This window comes from Vibrio chagasii, from assembly GCA_041879415.1.
Taxonomy (GTDB): domain Bacteria; phylum Pseudomonadota; class Gammaproteobacteria; order Enterobacterales; family Vibrionaceae; genus Vibrio.
The window spans coordinates 1,748,954-1,765,946 of sequence record CP090851.1 but is presented as its reverse complement, the minus strand read 5'-3'; the positions used below and the strand labels follow the sequence as shown (position 1 = coordinate 1,765,946).

Here is a 16,993-nt window from a genome sequence, read left to right as displayed (position 1 = left end):
AAGCAGACAATAAAAAAGGAGCCATGAAGGCTCCTTTTCGGTATTTGATGTCGATGACAGATTAGTTTACCCAGTCACGAATTGTGTACGTTAGCGTGTGTACATCGTTTTTAAGTACTAGCGTATCTTTTGTTAGGGTTACGTCGCTCCACTCACTTAGAGTAGCAGAAACTGATTGCTCGATTTCCATCGCTGAGCCGTGACACATTTTCATAGTCATGCCCATTTGCTTAATGCGGAATTGACCGTCTTTCAGCTCGCCTTGGCCAAAGAAGTTGTTACAGCCAGCTACGCCGTTTGCAGTCATCTTTTCACCGATTTCTAGACGAGGTGTCGCTTGGTGTTCGCTTTTCTCAATGTCCTTGCCATCAATTTGCGCAAGTTCCCAATTATGGTGCTGTAGATCGGTTGGTGTTACTTGCATCGCGTTATCACCTGTTGTTGTGCATGCTGCTAGCATCATAGGTAAAGCGGCTACTGCTAGTAATTTTTTTGAACTAAACTTCATATTATATGGCTCCAAAGGAAAAAACGAAGTTACCGAAAATCTGTAACTTGATGGGTTAAAAGTATAGTTTACAAAACACTATATGTGTCAGTATAAGGTCATAGTTTAGTATGGATTTCGTAGGCGTGGCGACAAATTAATCGCTTATTTTTGAGATAGTAAGCGTAATTTTGGATGTGTAAGGAGGCGTAGTGGAGCAGTTAGAGTTTTTCCAAGTTCCAAGCCCTTGCGTTGGGGTTTGCTCTAGCGATGACAAAGGTTATTGCAATGGTTGTATGAGAAAAAGAGATGAACGCTTTAATTGGATGTCGATGACTCCCGCAGAGCAATTACACGTCATCAAGCTGTGTCGTCAGCGTTACAGAAGAAAAATAATGAAGCAAAACAACTTGGTTGGTCAGCCGGTAGAAGAAGAGGGAAGTACAAGTCCCCAAAGAGATCTTTTCGGCTAAAGAGGAAGTATTAAGATTTTATTTAACTCCGCAGTAACTATTACTTTACATAATGGTTGGGGTGTAATATTAAGATAGGTACCTTTGTACCAGAGGAGTGGTGTCGGTATGAATAAAAAGGACGTAAAACTCAACAAGAAACCAGTTAAAGCTTTGGATAGAAAGCGATTAGGGGCGAAAGATGACCCTGAGGAAAGCGCGCGTGACTGGCATACCATGTCAGAAGAAGAGCGCATGGAGATACTGTCTCACCTTTCCGATATGCCTTTTCAATAACATCACTGATTAATTAGAGTCTTTCTTTAACAGAACTTTCTTACACAAACATATGATTCGCTTTCGTCACACCACGATGATACGTGCAAAATGTATCATCGGCAGCGGTGGTCTTGCTGTGAATCTTGATGTTTGTGATGACCTCGACGGCCCCAGCATCGTAACAAGCCTGCTCAGCATTTTTGATGATATCGAGTAATTGATTGAGTTCGCCTTTCATGGTCGTTTCCATCGCACCGACTTGGAAGGGAACACCGGCTTCTTTCACGACTTCAATTGCTTTATCGACCACTTCGAAGTTGTTGCCTTCTTTAACGCGAGGGATCACTTGGAAGGCAACCATCACTTCTTTTTCTCTTTTTAACTCAGACACTTTCTGCTTACTCAATGATTGGAAGTTGTTGCAGATGATAGGTTAATGCGGAGATTAATTCTACAGCAGCAAAGCTGGTGGTTTTATTTACAACCCCAATGATCGCTAACCCAGCCACCAATGTGCTCATCAAAATGGTTTCCACTGAATCTTTGGTTGCGTTCAACTGAAGTATCACAGTCATCTTTGTTGTCGATTAGAGTTTGAATGTAGTTTGCCATCGGGTCATTTGAACGTTGACGATCTCGGCGAGTTGCCACTTCCTTAATCAGTTGTAATCGATATGTAGAGCTAGCACGTTTCATTTCAATGACCTCCTGGTTTTAGACACTAATAGAAAAATCTAGTTGCCAGATATAGGGGCGTCAACGTGATCAGAAAGTATTTTTTTTGAGCAACCAAGAATCAATACCTTGCCTTCGTAATTCACAAAAATGTCATCTAGCAAATCGTATTAGTGTCATATTTAGCATCAGAAAATGGATGGTTGAAGCGAAAAAAAGCCCAGAAAACTCTGGGCTGAATTTAATCAAAATGAATGTCGTTGAGTTTGGGAATTAACAGGGACAAACGCTGAATCCTTGCTCTCGCTCTACTTTGATCTCGTTGGCTTGGAGCTGTTGGATCTAGAGCTATTCGATTTGCTCTTAAACTGTTTTACGCTCTTCTTTTTAGCCGTTCTGCGGTTGGCCATTTTGTCTTTTGGTGGGCGCTTACGAGCGGTTGTTTCTGACGCTGGTTTGTCTGTGACTGGGAAGCCTTCTAAAGACTGCAGCGGCAGTGCTTTGTTGGTTAAAGTGCGAATGGCAGTCAGGTAGTCAGTTTCACTGTGGCTAACCAGCGAGATTGCACAACCAGTACTTCCTGCTCTCGCTGTTCTTCCAACGCGGTGTACATAAGTAGCTGAATGAGGTGGTAACTCAAAGTTAATCACAATGGGTAGCTGATCAATATGGATACCACGAGCCATCACATCAGTCGCGATAAGCACACGGGTATCACCATTTTTAAAGCTGTCTAATGCTTGTGCTCGTTCTTCTTGGCTCTTGTTGCCATGTAATGCACTCACGCTGATTTTGGCTTTGTTTAAACGCTTGGTTAGTGCGTCTGCGTTGTCTTTTGCGCCAATAAACACTAATACTTGTGGCCACGGGTTCTGATTGAGCAAAGCAATCAATGCTTGAGCTTTACTGCCTTTGTTTACCAGATACAGTGTCTCTTCAATAGTTTCTACAACGCTGTTTTCTTTATGAGTTGTAATCTTCTCTGGGTTCGATAAAAGCGTTTCAGCTTGGTTGACTAACTCAGGTGGAAGCGTTGCAGAGAATAACAGTGATTGGCGCTTAGTTGGCAGAGCTGCGGTGATCGCTTGAATATCTGGCCAAAAGCCCATGTCGATCAATCGATCGGCTTCATCTAAAACTAGTGATGTGCATTGAGCTAACCCTAATTCACCACTCTTGATGAGTGCAAGCAGGCGCCCTGGCGTAGCGATGGCGAGCTGAGGTGCGGTTGACAGTTGCTGCTGTTGTTCATCTGCATTTCTACCGCCCGTAAGCGTTACCGTTTTGATACTCAGGGCAGTTGCAATCGGTTTTAAAGACTCAGTCACTTGAGACGCTAGCTCGCGTGTTGGAACGATGACAAGCGCTTGCAGTTTATTCGAACCTTGGTCGATGTTATTGAGCAAAGGTAACCCAAATGCCAATGTTTTCCCGCTACCTGTTTGAGCCAATGCAAGCACATCTTTCCCCGAAACAATCGTAGGAATGACCGCTTGTTGGATCTCAGTCGGCTTATGGAATTGAGACGGGAGAGCAGCAACGGTTTTTGTGTTTAGGGTTAGGTTAGCAAATGACATAAATGAACCAAGTATCAAAAGGGAGGTGGAGTCTAACAGGGCTACAAATGTTAGAGAATCAGTTTTGTTTGCTTCACGATAAACGTATTTATTATATGCGCCAATTTTGTAAGTTAGACATACGAGTTAATTAAGCGTTTATCATATTGTAATGACATCAATTGGACGTACAATGTCTGCCCTAAAAACCTTCACTGTATGAGAACAAAATGAGTTGGGATAGTATCTGGCTGTTCATTGTTATTGTCTTTTTTATTGCCATTATTCCAGGACCCAATGCATTGCTTGTGTTAAGCACAGCGTTGACTCAAAGGAAGCTGTTCGCATTTGTGAATGTGTTAGGCGTGTCATGTGGTTTCTTTTTCCACGCCTTTATTTCTGCGAATGGTATCAGCCTATTACTGTCGAAAACGCCAATGGCATTTGAGGGACTGAAATGGGCGGGTGTTTTGTATCTGCTCTGGTTAGGCTACAACCACTTTCGGGCGGCATTCCGTGCTCAAGAGGGCGTTCTTTCTGTCGTGAGTGCATCCGGGAGCAAACTCTATAGCCAGTTTTTTAAAGGACTACTTACTAATCTACTTAACCCTAAGATCGTCCTGTTTTATCTATCGATCTTCCCCCAATTTGTTACTACAGACGCAATTGTGTCCGACAGTCTGATTCTAGGCGGGATTCAGGCGATGGTCGTTTCAATGTGGTTCTTGGTAGTGATTCTAATGGCAGATACCTTTAAACGCTTATTGGTTCAAAAGCGTACCTCGCAAATGATGAATATTGTATGTGGCGTGCTATTTGTCGGTTTCAGTATTCAGTTAGCTTTGTTTCAGCTGTAGGTTTGATGAGCCGGTATGAGGTATTGAGGCTAAGACGATACGACTCATATCTCACTTTTTAGTGAATCATGTGGAATCCAGCTATCTCTGTATAAATGCTTAAAGCAATAACTAGCAAAGCCGATATAATAACCAGTCATTAATTTGATGAATATCTGAGTTGAATTACAAACTGGGCGGAAGGCTATTCGGTTGTTCGATACTTACGAATGGCTACGAATCGTTGAAATCAACGACCAGTTTACTACTGCGAATAAACAGAGACAGGGAGTCACAGATGAGTGAAAAGTCATTCATTCAGAAGCGCAAATATTACCGTTTGAAGTACCCACACAAGGCACGCCCGGTGATGCGAATCAAGGATGAGCTTTTTCACGTCAGTGAGGTTTCTGAAAAGGGTGTCCGCCTTATGATGCGTAACATCATCCCTGTATATCGTGGCTTCTCAATGGCAGGAACTTTGAGGCTACATGGCAACAATAGTGTTGCTATTAGTGGTGCTGTGTTACGTCAAGAAGGCGATGAAGTGGTTGTTCAGTTATCACAAGGACCAAGCTTTAAGGATATGGTGTCTGAGCAAAGGCACATCAGGAAAAAATACCCAGTCTTTTTCGCGAGCTTGAGAGTCGCATAACGGCCTCTAGAGCTAGGTGGCTCGATAAATCGTAAATCATAGGCAAACATTAAAAAGCCCAGCACTTTCGCAAGTGCTGGGCTTTGTTCTATCTACAGTCCTGGTTTTGATAGCCAAGATACTCGTTGCTTTATAGCTCGTCTACTGTCGCCCAAACCGCCGCTAGCATGTCGTGACCAAACGCAACACTACGTTCTGGCGACCAACCGTAAAGTTCGTCAGCGTGGCTGATGTGATCTTTAAATGGCATCTCAACCGTGTACGCCAAGCACTTGAACTGCTCACCGATCCAGTTGGTACCTACCGTCATGTTCGCTTTGCCTGGCTCATCTTTATCGTAGCCAAACTCGTCTTGGAACTCTGGCGTAATCGTGAGTAGTGCTTGCTTGAAGTGTTTCTCTAGCTTCGCGATGCGCTCATTGTAAGAAGGTGTACCTTCGCTACCTGCCACAAAGTTATATGGAATCGCTTCATCGCCATGAATGTCTAAACACATATCAACGCCAGTTTCTAACATGCGTTCACGCACAAGGAATACTTCAGGGCTGCGTTCCATAGAAGGTGATTGCCATTCGCGGTTCAGGTTCACGCCAATTGCGTTGGTACGGAGGTGACCACGGATACTGCCATCTGGGTTCATGTTCGGAACAACGCGGAATACTACGCTGTCGAGAAGAGAACGACCTACTGTGTCTGTTTCGTCAAGTAGGCGCTGAAGTAGGCCTTCAATCAACCATTCAGCCATTGTCTCGCCAGGGTGTTGACGACCAATAACCCAAATATTTTTCTTCTCTTCACTAGGTTCACCAATGGTTAGCAAAGTTATGTCGTTGTTGTCTAGCGTGTGGCCTAGTGTTTCAAGCTTACACGCAGGGTGAGTTTGTGCACTGTGCAGAAGATCTTGGTGACGATCGTATGAGTATGGCGCAAAGTACGCGAAGTACATTGAGTCGTGCTCAGGAATGATGTCAAAGCTCAGCGTGTCACCATCGAACTGAGATGGGATACGGAACCACTCTTCGCGGTCATACGATGCAACTACATCGTAATCCTTCCAGCCCTCAGGATAAGCAGACGTTGCCAATTGACCGATTTCAAAATGGTGAGTTTGTTGCGCTTCACTTTCTAAACGGAAATGGAACCACTGAGAGATTTCAGTTTGGTTGTCTGCAGGGATAGTCAGTTGAATGTTTTGTGGTGAATCTGCTGAAACGACGTGAATGTTGCCGCTTTCGAAATTGCTGAAAATTTTCATTGTAGTTGTTATCTCGTAGTTGAGTTGTCGTAAGACTAGCACACTTTTTTTCGAGCAAACTACTAACTAAATCGTAATGAGATGTTATTTCAACTATCTATTTCCGAGCTCTCTTTGTTAACAGCATTTTATGTCTATCGACGCTGGCAAGTTGTGCACCCTCGGCAAGCCGAACGCGTATAACGATCTAACTTACTGCGTTGCACCTTGCAGTAGGCATTTTTCAGGGCTCTTCTTCCAGAAAACCAATCGTCAGGTTTCGACAGGATCAGATAGCCATTAAAGCGTTTCACAAGCTCGACTCTATTTTGGTCGATGAACTTACTATCAAACCCAATTTCAAAGTAATCGAGCGCTTGTTCAATAGAGGTAAAGCTCGCCATTTTTTGCTGGAATTCTGTTTGGCTCATATCTCATTCGGTGGCATGAATTTGGGGATAGTGTAAGCGTCCTTGTGATTTTCTATCTTGATTTTAATCTGCTTTCTGCGTGATTTCGGGGTCGATGCTTCTCCCTCCGTTTTATAAATCAACCCATTTTATTTGCATGATGAATGTAATTGAAAATGATTGCGTAGTCATCTATATGGTTCAGTTGTGTTTAGGTCTCATTGTTAGTTTTCTTTATTATCAATAAAGGCAAATTATGACGTGAATCAATAGCGGGTAACCCTAAAGTATTATTCTGTTCGCAATTGTTACTAATTGTTGAAGATGATTTCTAATTATGTCTATTAAAAAACGATACATTGCTCTTATTGCCGCTGTGGGCATTGGTATCGGTTGGTTAACGCTTGGCGGCACTGCAGCCATTATGCATTACACCTCTAGTACCGAGTTCTGTACTTCTTGTCACACTATGCAAATCCCTTACGAAGAGTATGAAGGCTCAATCCACTTCAGTAATGCAAAAGGTATTCGTGCTGAATGCTCTGACTGCCATATTCCTTCTGATCCAGTTGACTACGTAATCACCAAGATTCGTGCCTCAAAAGATATCTACCACGAGTTTGTGACTGGAAAAATTGATACAGAAGAGAAGTATGAAGAGCACCGCATGGCGATGGCTGAAACGGTGTGGGCTCAATTACGTGAGAGTGATTCTGCTACTTGTCGCTCTTGTCATACCTTCGACGCAATGGATAGCTATGAGCAGTCGGAAGATGCGGCAAAAATGCACGAATATGGACAAGAAAATAACCAAACCTGTATCGATTGTCACAAGGGTGTCGCGCACTTTGCACCAGAGCCTGAAATGGACAGCGAGGCATTCGACAACTTGATGGCATTCACCGAGAAAACAGACCCTAAAGCTAAGGTGGTTTACTCAGCTGAAACTATCGATATTGGTGAGCTTGGCACGATTAACCCTACCGCACGTCTAGATGTGAAAAACGTCGAAGGTACCGAGCGTACTGTTGAGCTACATGCTTATCAAATGAAAGGTGCAGAACAAGTGCTGTACTACGGCAATGGTCAGCGAGCGATTGTTGCAATGCTTACCGAGCAAGGACAGGCGAGCCTTAACGTTGGTAATTTTGAGGCTGATGAATACGGCAATGAATGGCGACCAGCTGTTCTAACCGCAACCATTGATGCACCTGTATTGGATTCACTAGAGCCAATCTGGGAATACGCGGAAGAGCTTGACAATGTTTACTGCTCAACATGTCACGCAAAAATTGGTGCAAACCACTTCACCGTTAATGCTTGGGGCCCAGTTGCAAAAGGCATGGGCGAGCGAACTGATATTTCTGACCAAGATCTAGAACTACTGACTAAATACTTCCAGAACCACGCAAAAGATGTGGCTGGCCACTAAGAAACAAAGGGAAATAATTATGACTGATATTACTCGTCGCGGATTCCTTAAAGGAACGGGCATGGCAGCTGGTGCGCTTGCATTTACGTCGCTAACGCCAATGACAGCGTCGGCTGGAAACAAGCGTGGTAATGGTGTACTAACAGCAGGTCGTATGGGGCCTATGCTGTGTGAAGTAAAAGACGGCAAGTTAGTGTCAACAACCAACGCACTCGCTCAAACGGTTCCAAACAGCCTTCAAACGACAGGTCCAGACCAAGTACATACTAAAGCGCGTGTTAAGTACCCAATGGTTCGTAAAGGCTTTTTAGACAACCCATCAGCACCAACGGGCGTTCGTGGTGATGATGAGTATGTTCGAGTTTCTTGGGATGAAGCTTATAAGCTTATTCATGAACAGCACATGCGAATTCGTAAAGAAAATGGTCCTGAGTCAGTATTTGCGGGATCTTACGGTTGGCGTTCAAGTGGTGTGTTACACAAAGCGCAAACACTATTGCAGCGTTACATGAGCTTGGCTGGTGGTTATTCAGGCCACTTAGGTGACTACTCTACTGGTGCTGCACAAGTCATCATGCCGCACGTTATGGGCTCTATTGAAGTATACGAGCAACAAACAACGCACCCAGTGGTACTAGAAAGCTCTGACGTTGTCGTTCTTTGGGGTATGAACCCGCTGAATACGCTTAAAATTGCTTGGAGCTCAACCGATTGCTCAGGCTTAGAGTTCTTCCACCAGCTTAAAAAATCTGGCAAGACGATCATTGCAGTTGACCCAATGCGCTCTGAGACAATCGAGTTCTTTGGCGATGCCGTTCAATGGATTGCGCCTCGTCCAATGACAGACGTTGCGATGATGATGGGTATTGCACACTCTTTGGTTAAAAAGGGTAAGCACGATGTCGAGTTCCTAAATAAATACACGACAGGTTACGATAAATTCGAAGCGTACCTGATGGGTAAAGAGGACGGTGTTGAGAAGACACCAGCTTGGGCTGAAGCGATTACCGGCGTTCCTGCGAAACAGCTTGAACTACTTGCTGATATCTTTAGCCAAAACCGCACTATGCTCATGGCAGGTTGGGGTATTCAACGCCAACAATACGGTGAGCAACGTCACTGGATGGTGGTAACGCTAGCGGCAATGCTAGGTCAAATCGGCTTGCCTGGTGGTGGTTTTGGTCTGTCTTATCACTACTCTAATGGTGGTAACCCAACTCGTGATGCGGGTGTATTACCAGCGATTTCAGCGTCTATTGGCGGTGGTTCTTCTGCCGGTAATGACTGGGCGGTATCTGGTGCAGTGAACAGCTTCCCTGTAGCGCGTATTACAGAAGCATTAGAAAACCCAGGTCAAACATACATGCACAATGGTCATGAGTTAACGTTCCCAGACGTGAAAATGATCTGGTGGGCGGGCGGCGGTAACTTTACGCATCACCAAGACACCAACCGTTTGATCAAAGCATGGCAAAAACCTGAGCTAGTGGTTATTTCTGAGATCTACTGGACAGCCGCTGCGAAGCACGCCGATGTTGTATTGCCAATTACCACGTCATTTGAACGTAACGATATGACAATGACAGGTGACTACAGTAACCAGCACCTAGTGCCGATGAAGCAAGTTGTTGAACCACAAGGCGAAGCACGCAATGACTTTGATGTTTTTGCGGATATGTCTGAATTGATCAAAGCTGGCGGCCGTGATGTGTTTACCGAAGGCAAAGATGAGATGGCGTGGCTGAAAGGCTTCTACGATGAAGCTCAGAAGGCAGGTAAGAAAGCACGTGTTCGTATGCCGAAGTTTGGTAAGTTCTGGGATGACAACCAGCTAATTGAAATGAAGTTCAACAAGAAGGCTGCACAATTTGTTCGTCATGCTGATTTCCGCAAAGATCCAGTGATGAACCCACTAGGCACACCAAGTGGTAAGATCGAGATCTTCTCTAAAACGATCGAAGGCTACAAGCTTGCCGATTGTCCTGCTCACCCAACATGGATTGAGCCAACAGAGTTCTTTGGTAAAGCGAAAGGTGATGAACTTCAATTGATGACTGCGCACGCTGCGCACCGTCTGCATAGCCAGTTCAACTACGCGAAGATTCGTGAAGAATACGCAATTGGAAATCGTGAGCCTATCTCTATTAACGTAGAAGATGCGAAGGCTCGTGGCATTAAAACGGGTGACCTTGTTCGTGCATACAACGAGCGTGGACAAGTCTTGGTGGGTGCATTGGTGACGGATGGCATCAAGCAAGGCGCAGTATGTATCCATGAAGGTGGTTGGCCTGACCTAGACAAAGAAACTGGTCTTTGTAAGAACGGTGGCTGTAACGTCCTGACATTGGATATCCCAACTTCACGCTTGGCAAACGGCTGTGCCGCGAACTCTGCACTTGTGAAGATTGAGAAATACACAGGTCCAGCCCTTGAACTAACCGCATTTGTGCCGCCTAAAAACGGTTAACGACTAGCGCGAAAGCCATAATCAAACCAAAGCCAGCGAGATACGCTGGCTTTTTTTGATCTTTTTTGCGTGCAAGAGACTATTACTCTCTGCTGCTCAAACAACTAAGAATAATCAACGACACTAAAGCGAGAGAGGTGCTCATGAACCGTATCAACCCCAAGAAACTATTTCGTAGTAAGTGGACGGCCGTTAGCCCGGTGAAAAAGGAAAAGCACTTTATGGTTACGGAGGTAGAGTTTGACGAAGGAGAAGTAGTGCGCTGTTTGATCGAAGCGGTGATGACGAAACGAGAAGAAGCGATAAATTGGCGCGACCTCACCGACAATCAAACGTGGATCCCAGGTTGGAAGTAGCAAGGAACCCAGCTTCGATTGAACTGCACAGCTGGAAGCTGCGAGGACATATATTAGCGGTTACGTGAAGCTCGTTGTTGCCAGTATTTAAGGCCTTCTAGCACACCTTCTGCATGGGTCGCCTTACTGGTATATACGTTATCTCTGTCCGATAGATGAGCCACTTCAGGGTAGTGATTTGCCACTAATATGGAGTTCACACCCTCTATCGTCAGCATTGATGTATCGTTCGCTGAGTCACCGGCAACACACACCTGTTCAATGCTCAAGTCATGTTGTTTCAGCAGGTGATGGATTGCCGTTGCTTTATTGACGCCTTTTGGTGTGATATCCAGATACCAGTCGTGTGAATAGGTGAGGTGGACATCTAAGCCATGGGATTCTAATTGTGATTCAATTAATGCATGCTGAGGTTCAGACAGCTTACCCTCAAAGGTCATCTTATGGGGACCTTGGTGGCCTTCTAAGCGTGCACCCATAAAGTCGAGTGGCGCTAGCGCTGACTCTACCTTTGACTTATTCCACGATGCCTCGAGTTTCTCATGCCAAATATGGTCAGGCTTTTGGGTATGGTTGTGGTGAATCCTTGTGCCAACATCACTGATGATACTGTGTGGTTCTGGGTAGTTATCTGATGCTAAGCCAGTTTGAATGGAAGGCAGCGTTCTACCGGTTGCGATGATAAAGCGGATATCGGGTTGCTCTGTAAGGTAATTGAAAAGTTGATTAACCCCATGAGAAGGGCCGCCATCGAGTGTACCGTCAAAGTCACAAACCAACATTTTTATCATTCGAATTCCTTGTCACTCTCACTAATTGTGATGGAAAGGGTCTCCATCGCTTATACAAAGAATGGCTCAGCAATAACAACATCTCAAGTCGTCTTTGGGTATCGATAAGTGAGATTCGATAGTTTGCAGCAAGTATCACACTTGGTGCTATGTATTGGAAACTAAAGATAAATCTATTAATTCTTTGGAGTGGATAATGATTGTGTTGGTTATATAAAAAAGCCAGCAACCTCATGTAGATTACTGGCTTTTGTCTTTGCTATTTTTTTGAGCCGCTCGTTTCTAGCGTTCGCCTTGAACTTCGAAGTCGTCGCTTACTAGGCGAGCACAGCCATCGACTTGTAGCGCCCAGTGTTCACGGTGTACAACGCCGAATGCTTTGTTCATTGTCCAACTAGCGGTAAGGATGTATCCGCCTTCTGGGTGTTCTTCCCATTTTACGTCAGTGTAATCAACGTCTTTGAAACCTTGGTCCATGATGCCTTGCCAGAATGCTTGAATCGCTTCACGACCTTCAAAAGTACCAAATGGACGAGCTTCCATTACGCAGTTATCTGTATATTGATCTGCACAACCTTTCGCATCTTGGCTGTTGAATGCTTTTTGCCATGCGTTAATGCCTTGCTTACACGCTTCTAATACTTGATTGTTTGACATTGTTTTCTCCATAACAGTCTTCTTCTAAACACTGTGTTTTGATTGGTTATCTCGATAAGTTGAATGTAGTTTAGTCTTGGTAATTGATTTGAAAAACAGAGATAATAGAAAATACTGTTTGCAAAAAGAGAACAATAAGATGAGTAAGCTAAAACAGATGTCGATTTTCGCTCATATTGTAGAGCAAGGCTCCGTATCGGCCGCGGCTGAAAAACTAGAGTTGTCTAAATCTGTTGTTAGTCAGCATCTAAAAATTTTGGAGCAAGAGCTTGGTGCTTCGCTTCTTAAACGAACAACGCGAAGACAAACCTTGACCAATATGGGGGAGCGTTTCTATCTAAGTTGTAAGGATATTAACGTGATCGCTGAATCCGCGTGGGATATGGCGAAATCGGAATTGGAAGAGCCTCAGGGGCGGATTCGCATCACAGCTCCCAATGCGTTGATGGATTTGCTTGTTGCGCCTGTTATTGCGGAGTTGATGAAACAGTACCCAAAGCTAAAGCCGGAATTGATCAGTGATGACCAACACTTAGATCTCATGGAGCATGATATTGATCTTGCGGTACGAGTTGGCAGTTCTCGTGACAGTAATCTAAAACAGAAACGGTTAGGCGAGTTTAAAGATGTGTTGTGTGGCGTCGCAAGTATGCGTGAGCGTGAGCTTGAATCAATTCCTTATATTGCAAACTCTTGGCAGGGAAAGCAGGTTACACACCATTTTAGTTCTCAAACTCAAGAGGGCTTTGTCTATCAACAACAAGCTAGCTGCGTTACCAATTCATTTCACAGTTGTCTTGCGCTGATTAAATCGGGTGTTGGCATTGGTGTGATTCCAGATTTCTGCATTCCTCAGTTATCGGGTGAGGTTGTCGATGTGCTGCCAAGCTTTGAATTACCCACCAATACGGTTTACGCATTGAACCCTTTTACTTCAAACACGCCGATTGCCATCCAACTGTGTGTTCAAGCCTTAGAAGAGAAGCTCAAGCAAAGCTTAATTTGATGCCGACCCGTTGCTATCGCTGCAATTGTTAACATAGAAGATGGCCTGTTGGTCATCTGTTTTTCATTCCATCTCCCATTTCTACCAGATTGCGTTCGTTTAATAGTGTACGCATTGGCAAAAAATCCAACCCTTACTTATATTTACCTAAAGTGTCTAGTTGCGTATTAAGATTGAGAGGGAACTTCATTGCCGGAGCGCTTTACCAAGTCATGCCATGAATGCGGACTAGTTAGTCAGTTTGAAGAGTTGTCTGCAGGTAGCGAAGCGTCTTGCCCAAGGTGTGCTCATACTTTATCGAGTGTGGGGCATCATAAACAGCAGGGCGTAATCGCTTATGCGTTGGCGAGCCTGATTACATTAATCATGAGCCTAACTTTCCCGTACATGTCATTTAGTGTTCAAGGTATTAGCCAACAAATCACGCTGTACCAAGCTGTCGACATGATGAATCGCATGGATAACAGTTTGATTGCTTTGCTGTTGTTTTTGGCGGTGATTCTTTTGCCTGCTTACTTTCTGGTGCTTTCATTATGGTTCTGCTTTTTGGTTGAGCGCGACAAGCGAATTAATTACGCCTCCCACCGGGTTACATTTCTTGCTCTCAAATCTTTGAGTTGGGCGAAGCCGTGGCTGATGGTCGATGTTTTCTTGATTGGTGTGTTAGTGAGCTTGATTAAGATAGCCGCCTTGGCGGATGTTTCGATGGGCTTGTCGTTTTGGGCATTTTGTATCTATGCCATGCTGGTGGTTAAGACTATCTCTTTAGTCGATTTTGATTGGTTGTGGGATCGTTTGGTACCAACCAAAGCTCCGCAAGAACCTATGATTGGGAGCATATTTCAAAACAGGCAACATCTTGCGTGTCATATCTGTGGGCAAGTCCACCATTACAGCGATAGCCTCCACCGTTGCACTCGTTGCCACACTCATTTACATCACTTTGAGCCAGTCAAAAACTTACAAATCGCGTGGGCGTTGTTGTTCACTTCGGTCGTGTTTTATATCCCAGCCAATTTGTACCCGATGATGTATACCTCTGCGTTTGGAACCAGTGAAGGCTCAACCATCATGGAAGGGGTCATCTTACTTTGGAATATGGGTTCATACCCTGTGGCACTGATCATTCTTATCGCGAGTGTGTTTATTCCGATGGCGAAGATGGTCGCATTGGCATATCTCTATTGGAACGCCAAAAGGGTGCATGGCCTGACTGAGCAAAAGGCAAACCGTTATCTTAAGGTTTATCGCGTGACTGAATTCATTGGTCGCTGGTCGATGATAGACATTTTCGTCGTTGCAATATTGGTGGCATTGGTTCAATTGGATGGCGTTATGGCGATTTATCCGGGTCCTGCGGCGCTGTCGTTTGCGGCCGTTGTGATATTTACGATGTTGTCAGCGATGATTTTCGATTCTCGAATTATATGGAAGTAATCTCCTCAAAGAGGTGTGAAATACATGGAAAAGCAAAGTACTTCAGATGCGAAGGTATCAAAAAAAAGTGAGTTGTCGCCCGTTTGGATTGTGCCAATCATTGCGGTTTTGGTGGGGTGTTGGATGTTATTTCAATACTTCAATAATCGTGGGCCAGAGATCACTCTGATCTTACCGGATGCGTCTGGTATTGAAGCGGGTAAAACGGCGATAAAATCTAAGAATGTGCATGTAGGTACTATTACCGATGTCGCTCTGAGTGAGGACTATGAATACATCATTGCAAAAGCTCAAATAGACAAGAAAGCTTCACGTATGATCAATGCTGAAACCCAGTTTTGGGTAGTGGAACCGCATATAGGTACTGACGGCATTAGCGGTCTTGAGACTATTTTGTCGGGTTCGTACATTGAGCTCAAACCGGGTAAATCGAGTGAAGCCCAATTGAGGTTTGATGTGTTGGATACACCTCCAGTAGCGGGACCAGACACCAAAGGTATCAGGGTTGTTGTCTCCCACAATAAAGCGAATCAACTCGCAGTTGGTGAACCAGTTTTGCACCATGGCTTTGTGGTAGGGCGAGTAGAAAAAACCAGTTTCGACTATCAAAAGAAAGAGGGCAAATACCAACTGTTCATCTTTGCTCCTTATGATGGGCTTATCTTCGAAAAAACACAGTTTTGGCTCTCTTCAGGCATTGATGTGAGATTTGGTGCCAACGGCTTAGATGTCAACTTTGCTTCGATTGAGAGTATTCTGACAGGGGGCGTAAGTTTTGATGTGGCCGAGAGCATTAAACCGGGCGCTCAAATCAAAGAGAATCTAAAAGAGTACACGCTTTATGATAATTACGACGCGGTATTGCAGGGCAAATACACCAAGTCTTTAGATTACGTATTGCTGTTCGAAGAGTCAGTCCGCGGCTTAAGAAAAGGTGCACCGGTTGAGTATCGAGGGGTGCGAATTGGTACCGTGGATACCGTGCCGTTGCAGATACGTATGGACAAAGATGGCAAGGTTTCGAACCGTATTCCTATTCTTATTAAACTCGAAATTGAGCGAGTTTCTGAAGTCTTCAGAGCCGTGAATGCTAAAACCTTTGCTGAGCGCGTCAAATTGCAGATGGGAGAGGGGTTAAGAGCGACCTTAAAAACGGGTAACCTTCTCACCGGGGCACTGTTTGTCGATATTAATTTTTATGAGGACGAAGAGCCTTACGAACCAAGAGAGTTTGATGGTTACCCTGTGTTCCCTGTTGTCGCTGGTGGTTTAACGGAGATTCAAAAACAGATCACCGATTTCCTTGATAAGATCAATGAGCTTCCACTGGATGCCACCATCGCTAATCTAAATGGTTCACTGGCTTCGTTAGACAGCACCTTGAAGAGTATGGATGAATTACTTGATAGCGAGGGTGCTAAAGCCTTGCCACAAGATATCAGTGAAACCATGAAGCAGCTTGAAGCGACGTTAGATAGCTATGATGAAGACTCAGATGCTTATAAACAGCTCATTAGTGCCTCTGAAGAGTTAGAGCATGTGCTAAAAGAAATTCGCCCGTTGATCAAAGTTTTAAACGACAAACCCAATGCGTTGGTATTTGGTAGCGATGTGGAAGAAGACCCGATTCCAGTTAAGGGAGTTGAACAATGAGAAAACTATTTATATCACTGATTGTAGCGTTCGGGCTTTTAGGGTGCTCTTCTCCCACTGATGGCACTCATGCTTATCTTCTACCAGAAAGTACGCTAGATAAGCCCATATTCAAGGTAAAAACTCGAGTCGACTTACCTGATTATCTCGACACCATCGGCATTGCGTATCGCAAGTCTGAAAATGAACTGGTTTCTGCGCGTAAACATGTTTGGGCCGAGAACCTAGAAGGGTTACTTGAAGAGCGTATTGACTCTTCCGATGCATCAGGGGAGTCGGATAAAGAGTTGATTATTACTTTCGAGCAGTTCAATGGTTCTTACACTGGCAATGCAGAAGTAAAAGGAACTTGGGTACTGAGTGAGCAAGACGTGGAATTAGCTCGAGCGGAATTTGAATCTAATACGCCATTAAAAGAGTCGGGGTATGAATCGCTTGTTGAAGCTCTTGGGAAAGGGCTGGATGAGGTGCTCGCAGATATACAGTCGCAATTAACCCAAAGCGCTCATCAACAAAAACACTAAGTGTTTGTTTTAAAAATCCGTGTTATCGATCATCTGTAGTTGGTCAATAACGCGGACTTTTGTTGTTTGGTTCTACACATATACTT

At 44.4% G+C, this 16,993-nt stretch carries 19 protein-coding genes; 11 read left to right on the top strand and 8 right to left on the bottom strand.

Annotated features, from left to right (window positions below; genetic code table 11):
• Positions 1-61 precede the first annotated feature (61 nt).
• Complete coding sequence (locus L0991_07840) at positions 62-508, bottom strand: META domain-containing protein (GenBank protein XGB61358.1); 447 nt, start codon at positions 506-508, stop codon at positions 62-64.
• A 191-nt stretch (positions 509-699) separates the two neighbouring features.
• Here L0991_07840 and L0991_07835 point away from each other — a divergent pair, with 191 nt between their 5' ends.
• Both L0991_07835 and L0991_07830 read left to right on the top strand, forming a co-directional pair.
• On the top strand, positions 700-960 hold the full coding sequence (locus L0991_07835) for a DUF1289 domain-containing protein (GenBank protein ID XGB61357.1): 261 nt from the start codon (positions 700-702) through the stop codon (positions 958-960).
• 108 nt (positions 961-1,068) lie between these two features.
• Entirely contained in the window at positions 1,069-1,236 is a 168-nt protein-coding gene (locus tag L0991_07830; GenBank protein ID XGB61356.1) for a hypothetical protein, read from the top strand.
• A 40-nt stretch (positions 1,237-1,276) separates the two neighbouring features.
• Here the strand turns inward: L0991_07830 and L0991_07825 are convergent, their stop codons facing one another.
• The 3 genes from L0991_07825 to L0991_07815 all read right to left on the bottom strand — a co-directional run bounded on the left by L0991_07825 (position 1,277) and on the right by L0991_07815 (position 3,470).
• On the bottom strand, positions 1,277-1,579 hold the full coding sequence (locus L0991_07825; protein XGB63870.1) for a thiamine-binding protein: 303 nt from the start codon (positions 1,577-1,579) through the stop codon (positions 1,277-1,279).
• Positions 1,580-1,692: 113 nt separating this feature from the next.
• Positions 1,693-1,914 carry a hypothetical protein gene (locus L0991_07820; protein XGB61355.1) on the bottom strand — a complete coding sequence of 74 codons (222 nt, stop codon included), beginning with the start codon at positions 1,912-1,914 and terminating at the stop codon, positions 1,693-1,695.
• A 287-nt stretch (positions 1,915-2,201) separates the two neighbouring features.
• Positions 2,202-3,470, bottom strand: coding sequence for a DEAD/DEAH box helicase (locus L0991_07815; protein ID XGB61354.1), 1,269 nt, complete (start codon positions 3,468-3,470; stop codon positions 2,202-2,204).
• 209 nt (positions 3,471-3,679) lie between these two features.
• On the opposite strand from L0991_07815, the gene L0991_07810 reads away from it, so the two are divergent.
• Together L0991_07810 and L0991_07805 are read left to right on the top strand one after the other, a co-directional pair.
• The gene (locus L0991_07810; protein XGB61353.1) at positions 3,680-4,306 is read left to right on the top strand and encodes a LysE family translocator; all 627 of its coding nucleotides are present in this window, start codon (positions 3,680-3,682) and stop codon (positions 4,304-4,306) included.
• A 277-nt stretch (positions 4,307-4,583) separates the two neighbouring features.
• Positions 4,584-4,940: a PilZ domain-containing protein gene (locus L0991_07805; GenBank protein XGB61352.1), complete on the top strand. Its 357-nt coding sequence runs from the start codon at positions 4,584-4,586 to the stop codon at positions 4,938-4,940.
• 130 nt (positions 4,941-5,070) lie between these two features.
• Here L0991_07805 and L0991_07800 read toward each other — a convergent pair whose 3' ends face one another.
• Both L0991_07800 and L0991_07795 read right to left on the bottom strand, forming a co-directional pair.
• On the bottom strand, positions 5,071-6,195 hold the full coding sequence (locus tag L0991_07800; protein XGB61351.1) for a M14-type cytosolic carboxypeptidase: 1,125 nt from the start codon (positions 6,193-6,195) through the stop codon (positions 5,071-5,073).
• Between the two features lie 134 nt (positions 6,196-6,329).
• Positions 6,330-6,605, bottom strand: a complete 276-nt coding sequence (locus L0991_07795) for a nitrogenase-stabilizing/protective protein NifW (protein ID XGB61350.1) — start codon at positions 6,603-6,605, stop codon at positions 6,330-6,332.
• Positions 6,606-6,921: 316 nt separating this feature from the next.
• On the opposite strand from L0991_07795, the gene L0991_07790 reads away from it, so the two are divergent.
• The 3 genes from L0991_07790 to L0991_07780 all read left to right on the top strand — a co-directional run bounded on the left by L0991_07790 (position 6,922) and on the right by L0991_07780 (position 10,839).
• Positions 6,922-8,016, top strand: a complete 1,095-nt coding sequence (locus L0991_07790; protein ID XGB61349.1) for a NapC/NirT family cytochrome c — start codon at positions 6,922-6,924, stop codon at positions 8,014-8,016.
• Between the two features lie 19 nt (positions 8,017-8,035).
• Complete coding sequence (locus L0991_07785; protein XGB61348.1) at positions 8,036-10,483, top strand: molybdopterin guanine dinucleotide-containing S/N-oxide reductase; 2,448 nt, start codon at positions 8,036-8,038, stop codon at positions 10,481-10,483.
• Positions 10,484-10,626: 143 nt separating this feature from the next.
• Complete coding sequence (locus tag L0991_07780; protein ID XGB61347.1) at positions 10,627-10,839, top strand: TIGR02450 family Trp-rich protein; 213 nt, start codon at positions 10,627-10,629, stop codon at positions 10,837-10,839.
• 53 nt (positions 10,840-10,892) lie between these two features.
• Here L0991_07780 and L0991_07775 read toward each other — a convergent pair whose 3' ends face one another.
• Positions 10,893-11,630 carry an HAD family hydrolase gene (locus tag L0991_07775; protein XGB61346.1) on the bottom strand — a complete coding sequence of 246 codons (738 nt, stop codon included), beginning with the start codon at positions 11,628-11,630 and terminating at the stop codon, positions 10,893-10,895.
• A 282-nt stretch (positions 11,631-11,912) separates the two neighbouring features.
• The gene (locus tag L0991_07770; protein ID XGB61345.1) at positions 11,913-12,287 is read right to left on the bottom strand and encodes a nuclear transport factor 2 family protein; all 375 of its coding nucleotides are present in this window, start codon (positions 12,285-12,287) and stop codon (positions 11,913-11,915) included.
• Positions 12,288-12,426: 139 nt separating this feature from the next.
• Here L0991_07770 and L0991_07765 point away from each other — a divergent pair, with 139 nt between their 5' ends.
• The 4 genes from L0991_07765 to L0991_07750 all read left to right on the top strand — a co-directional run bounded on the left by L0991_07765 (position 12,427) and on the right by L0991_07750 (position 16,907).
• On the top strand, positions 12,427-13,293 hold the full coding sequence (locus L0991_07765) for a LysR family transcriptional regulator (GenBank protein XGB61344.1): 867 nt from the start codon (positions 12,427-12,429) through the stop codon (positions 13,291-13,293).
• 189 nt (positions 13,294-13,482) lie between these two features.
• Positions 13,483-14,730 (top strand): paraquat-inducible protein A, encoded by a 1,248-nt coding sequence (locus L0991_07760; protein XGB61343.1) that lies wholly within the window; start codon positions 13,483-13,485, stop codon positions 14,728-14,730.
• Between the two features lie 24 nt (positions 14,731-14,754).
• Entirely contained in the window at positions 14,755-16,383 is a 1,629-nt protein-coding gene (gene pqiB / locus L0991_07755; protein XGB61342.1) for an intermembrane transport protein PqiB, read from the top strand.
• A complete protein-coding gene (locus L0991_07750) occupies positions 16,380-16,907 on the top strand; it encodes an ABC-type transport auxiliary lipoprotein family protein (protein XGB61341.1) in 528 nt (175 codons plus the stop codon). The genes pqiB and L0991_07750 overlap by 4 nt, the downstream gene beginning before the upstream one ends.
• The last annotated feature ends 86 nt before the right edge of the window (positions 16,908-16,993 follow it).

Bases quoted from the DNA above. Each gene is read 5' to 3' on its own strand.
- pqiB (XGB61342.1), top strand. From the start codon at position 14,755: ATGGAAAAGCAAAGTACTTCAGATGCGAAGGTATCAAAAAAAAGTGAG.
- L0991_07780 (XGB61347.1), top strand. From the start codon at position 10,627: ATGAACCGTATCAACCCCAAGAAACTATTTCGTAGTAAGTGGACGGCC.
- L0991_07840 (XGB61358.1), bottom strand. From the start codon at position 508: ATGAAGTTTAGTTCAAAAAAATTACTAGCAGTAGCCGCTTTACCTATG.
- L0991_07805 (XGB61352.1), top strand. From the start codon at position 4,584: ATGAGTGAAAAGTCATTCATTCAGAAGCGCAAATATTACCGTTTGAAG.
- L0991_07815 (XGB61354.1), bottom strand. From the start codon at position 3,470: ATGTCATTTGCTAACCTAACCCTAAACACAAAAACCGTTGCTGCTCTC.
- L0991_07765 (XGB61344.1), top strand. From the start codon at position 12,427: ATGAGTAAGCTAAAACAGATGTCGATTTTCGCTCATATTGTAGAGCAA.
- L0991_07830 (XGB61356.1), top strand. From the start codon at position 1,069: ATGAATAAAAAGGACGTAAAACTCAACAAGAAACCAGTTAAAGCTTTG.
- L0991_07790 (XGB61349.1), top strand. From the start codon at position 6,922: ATGTCTATTAAAAAACGATACATTGCTCTTATTGCCGCTGTGGGCATT.
- L0991_07770 (XGB61345.1), bottom strand. From the start codon at position 12,287: ATGTCAAACAATCAAGTATTAGAAGCGTGTAAGCAAGGCATTAACGCA.
- L0991_07800 (XGB61351.1), bottom strand. From the start codon at position 6,195: ATGAAAATTTTCAGCAATTTCGAAAGCGGCAACATTCACGTCGTTTCA.
- L0991_07820 (XGB61355.1), bottom strand. From the start codon at position 1,914: ATGAAACGTGCTAGCTCTACATATCGATTACAACTGATTAAGGAAGTG.
- L0991_07785 (XGB61348.1), top strand. From the start codon at position 8,036: ATGACTGATATTACTCGTCGCGGATTCCTTAAAGGAACGGGCATGGCA.
- L0991_07825 (XGB63870.1), bottom strand. From the start codon at position 1,579: ATGGTTGCCTTCCAAGTGATCCCTCGCGTTAAAGAAGGCAACAACTTC.
- L0991_07775 (XGB61346.1), bottom strand. From the start codon at position 11,630: ATGATAAAAATGTTGGTTTGTGACTTTGACGGTACACTCGATGGCGGC.
- L0991_07810 (XGB61353.1), top strand. From the start codon at position 3,680: ATGAGTTGGGATAGTATCTGGCTGTTCATTGTTATTGTCTTTTTTATT.
- L0991_07795 (XGB61350.1), bottom strand. From the start codon at position 6,605: ATGAGCCAAACAGAATTCCAGCAAAAAATGGCGAGCTTTACCTCTATT.
- L0991_07750 (XGB61341.1), top strand. From the start codon at position 16,380: ATGAGAAAACTATTTATATCACTGATTGTAGCGTTCGGGCTTTTAGGG.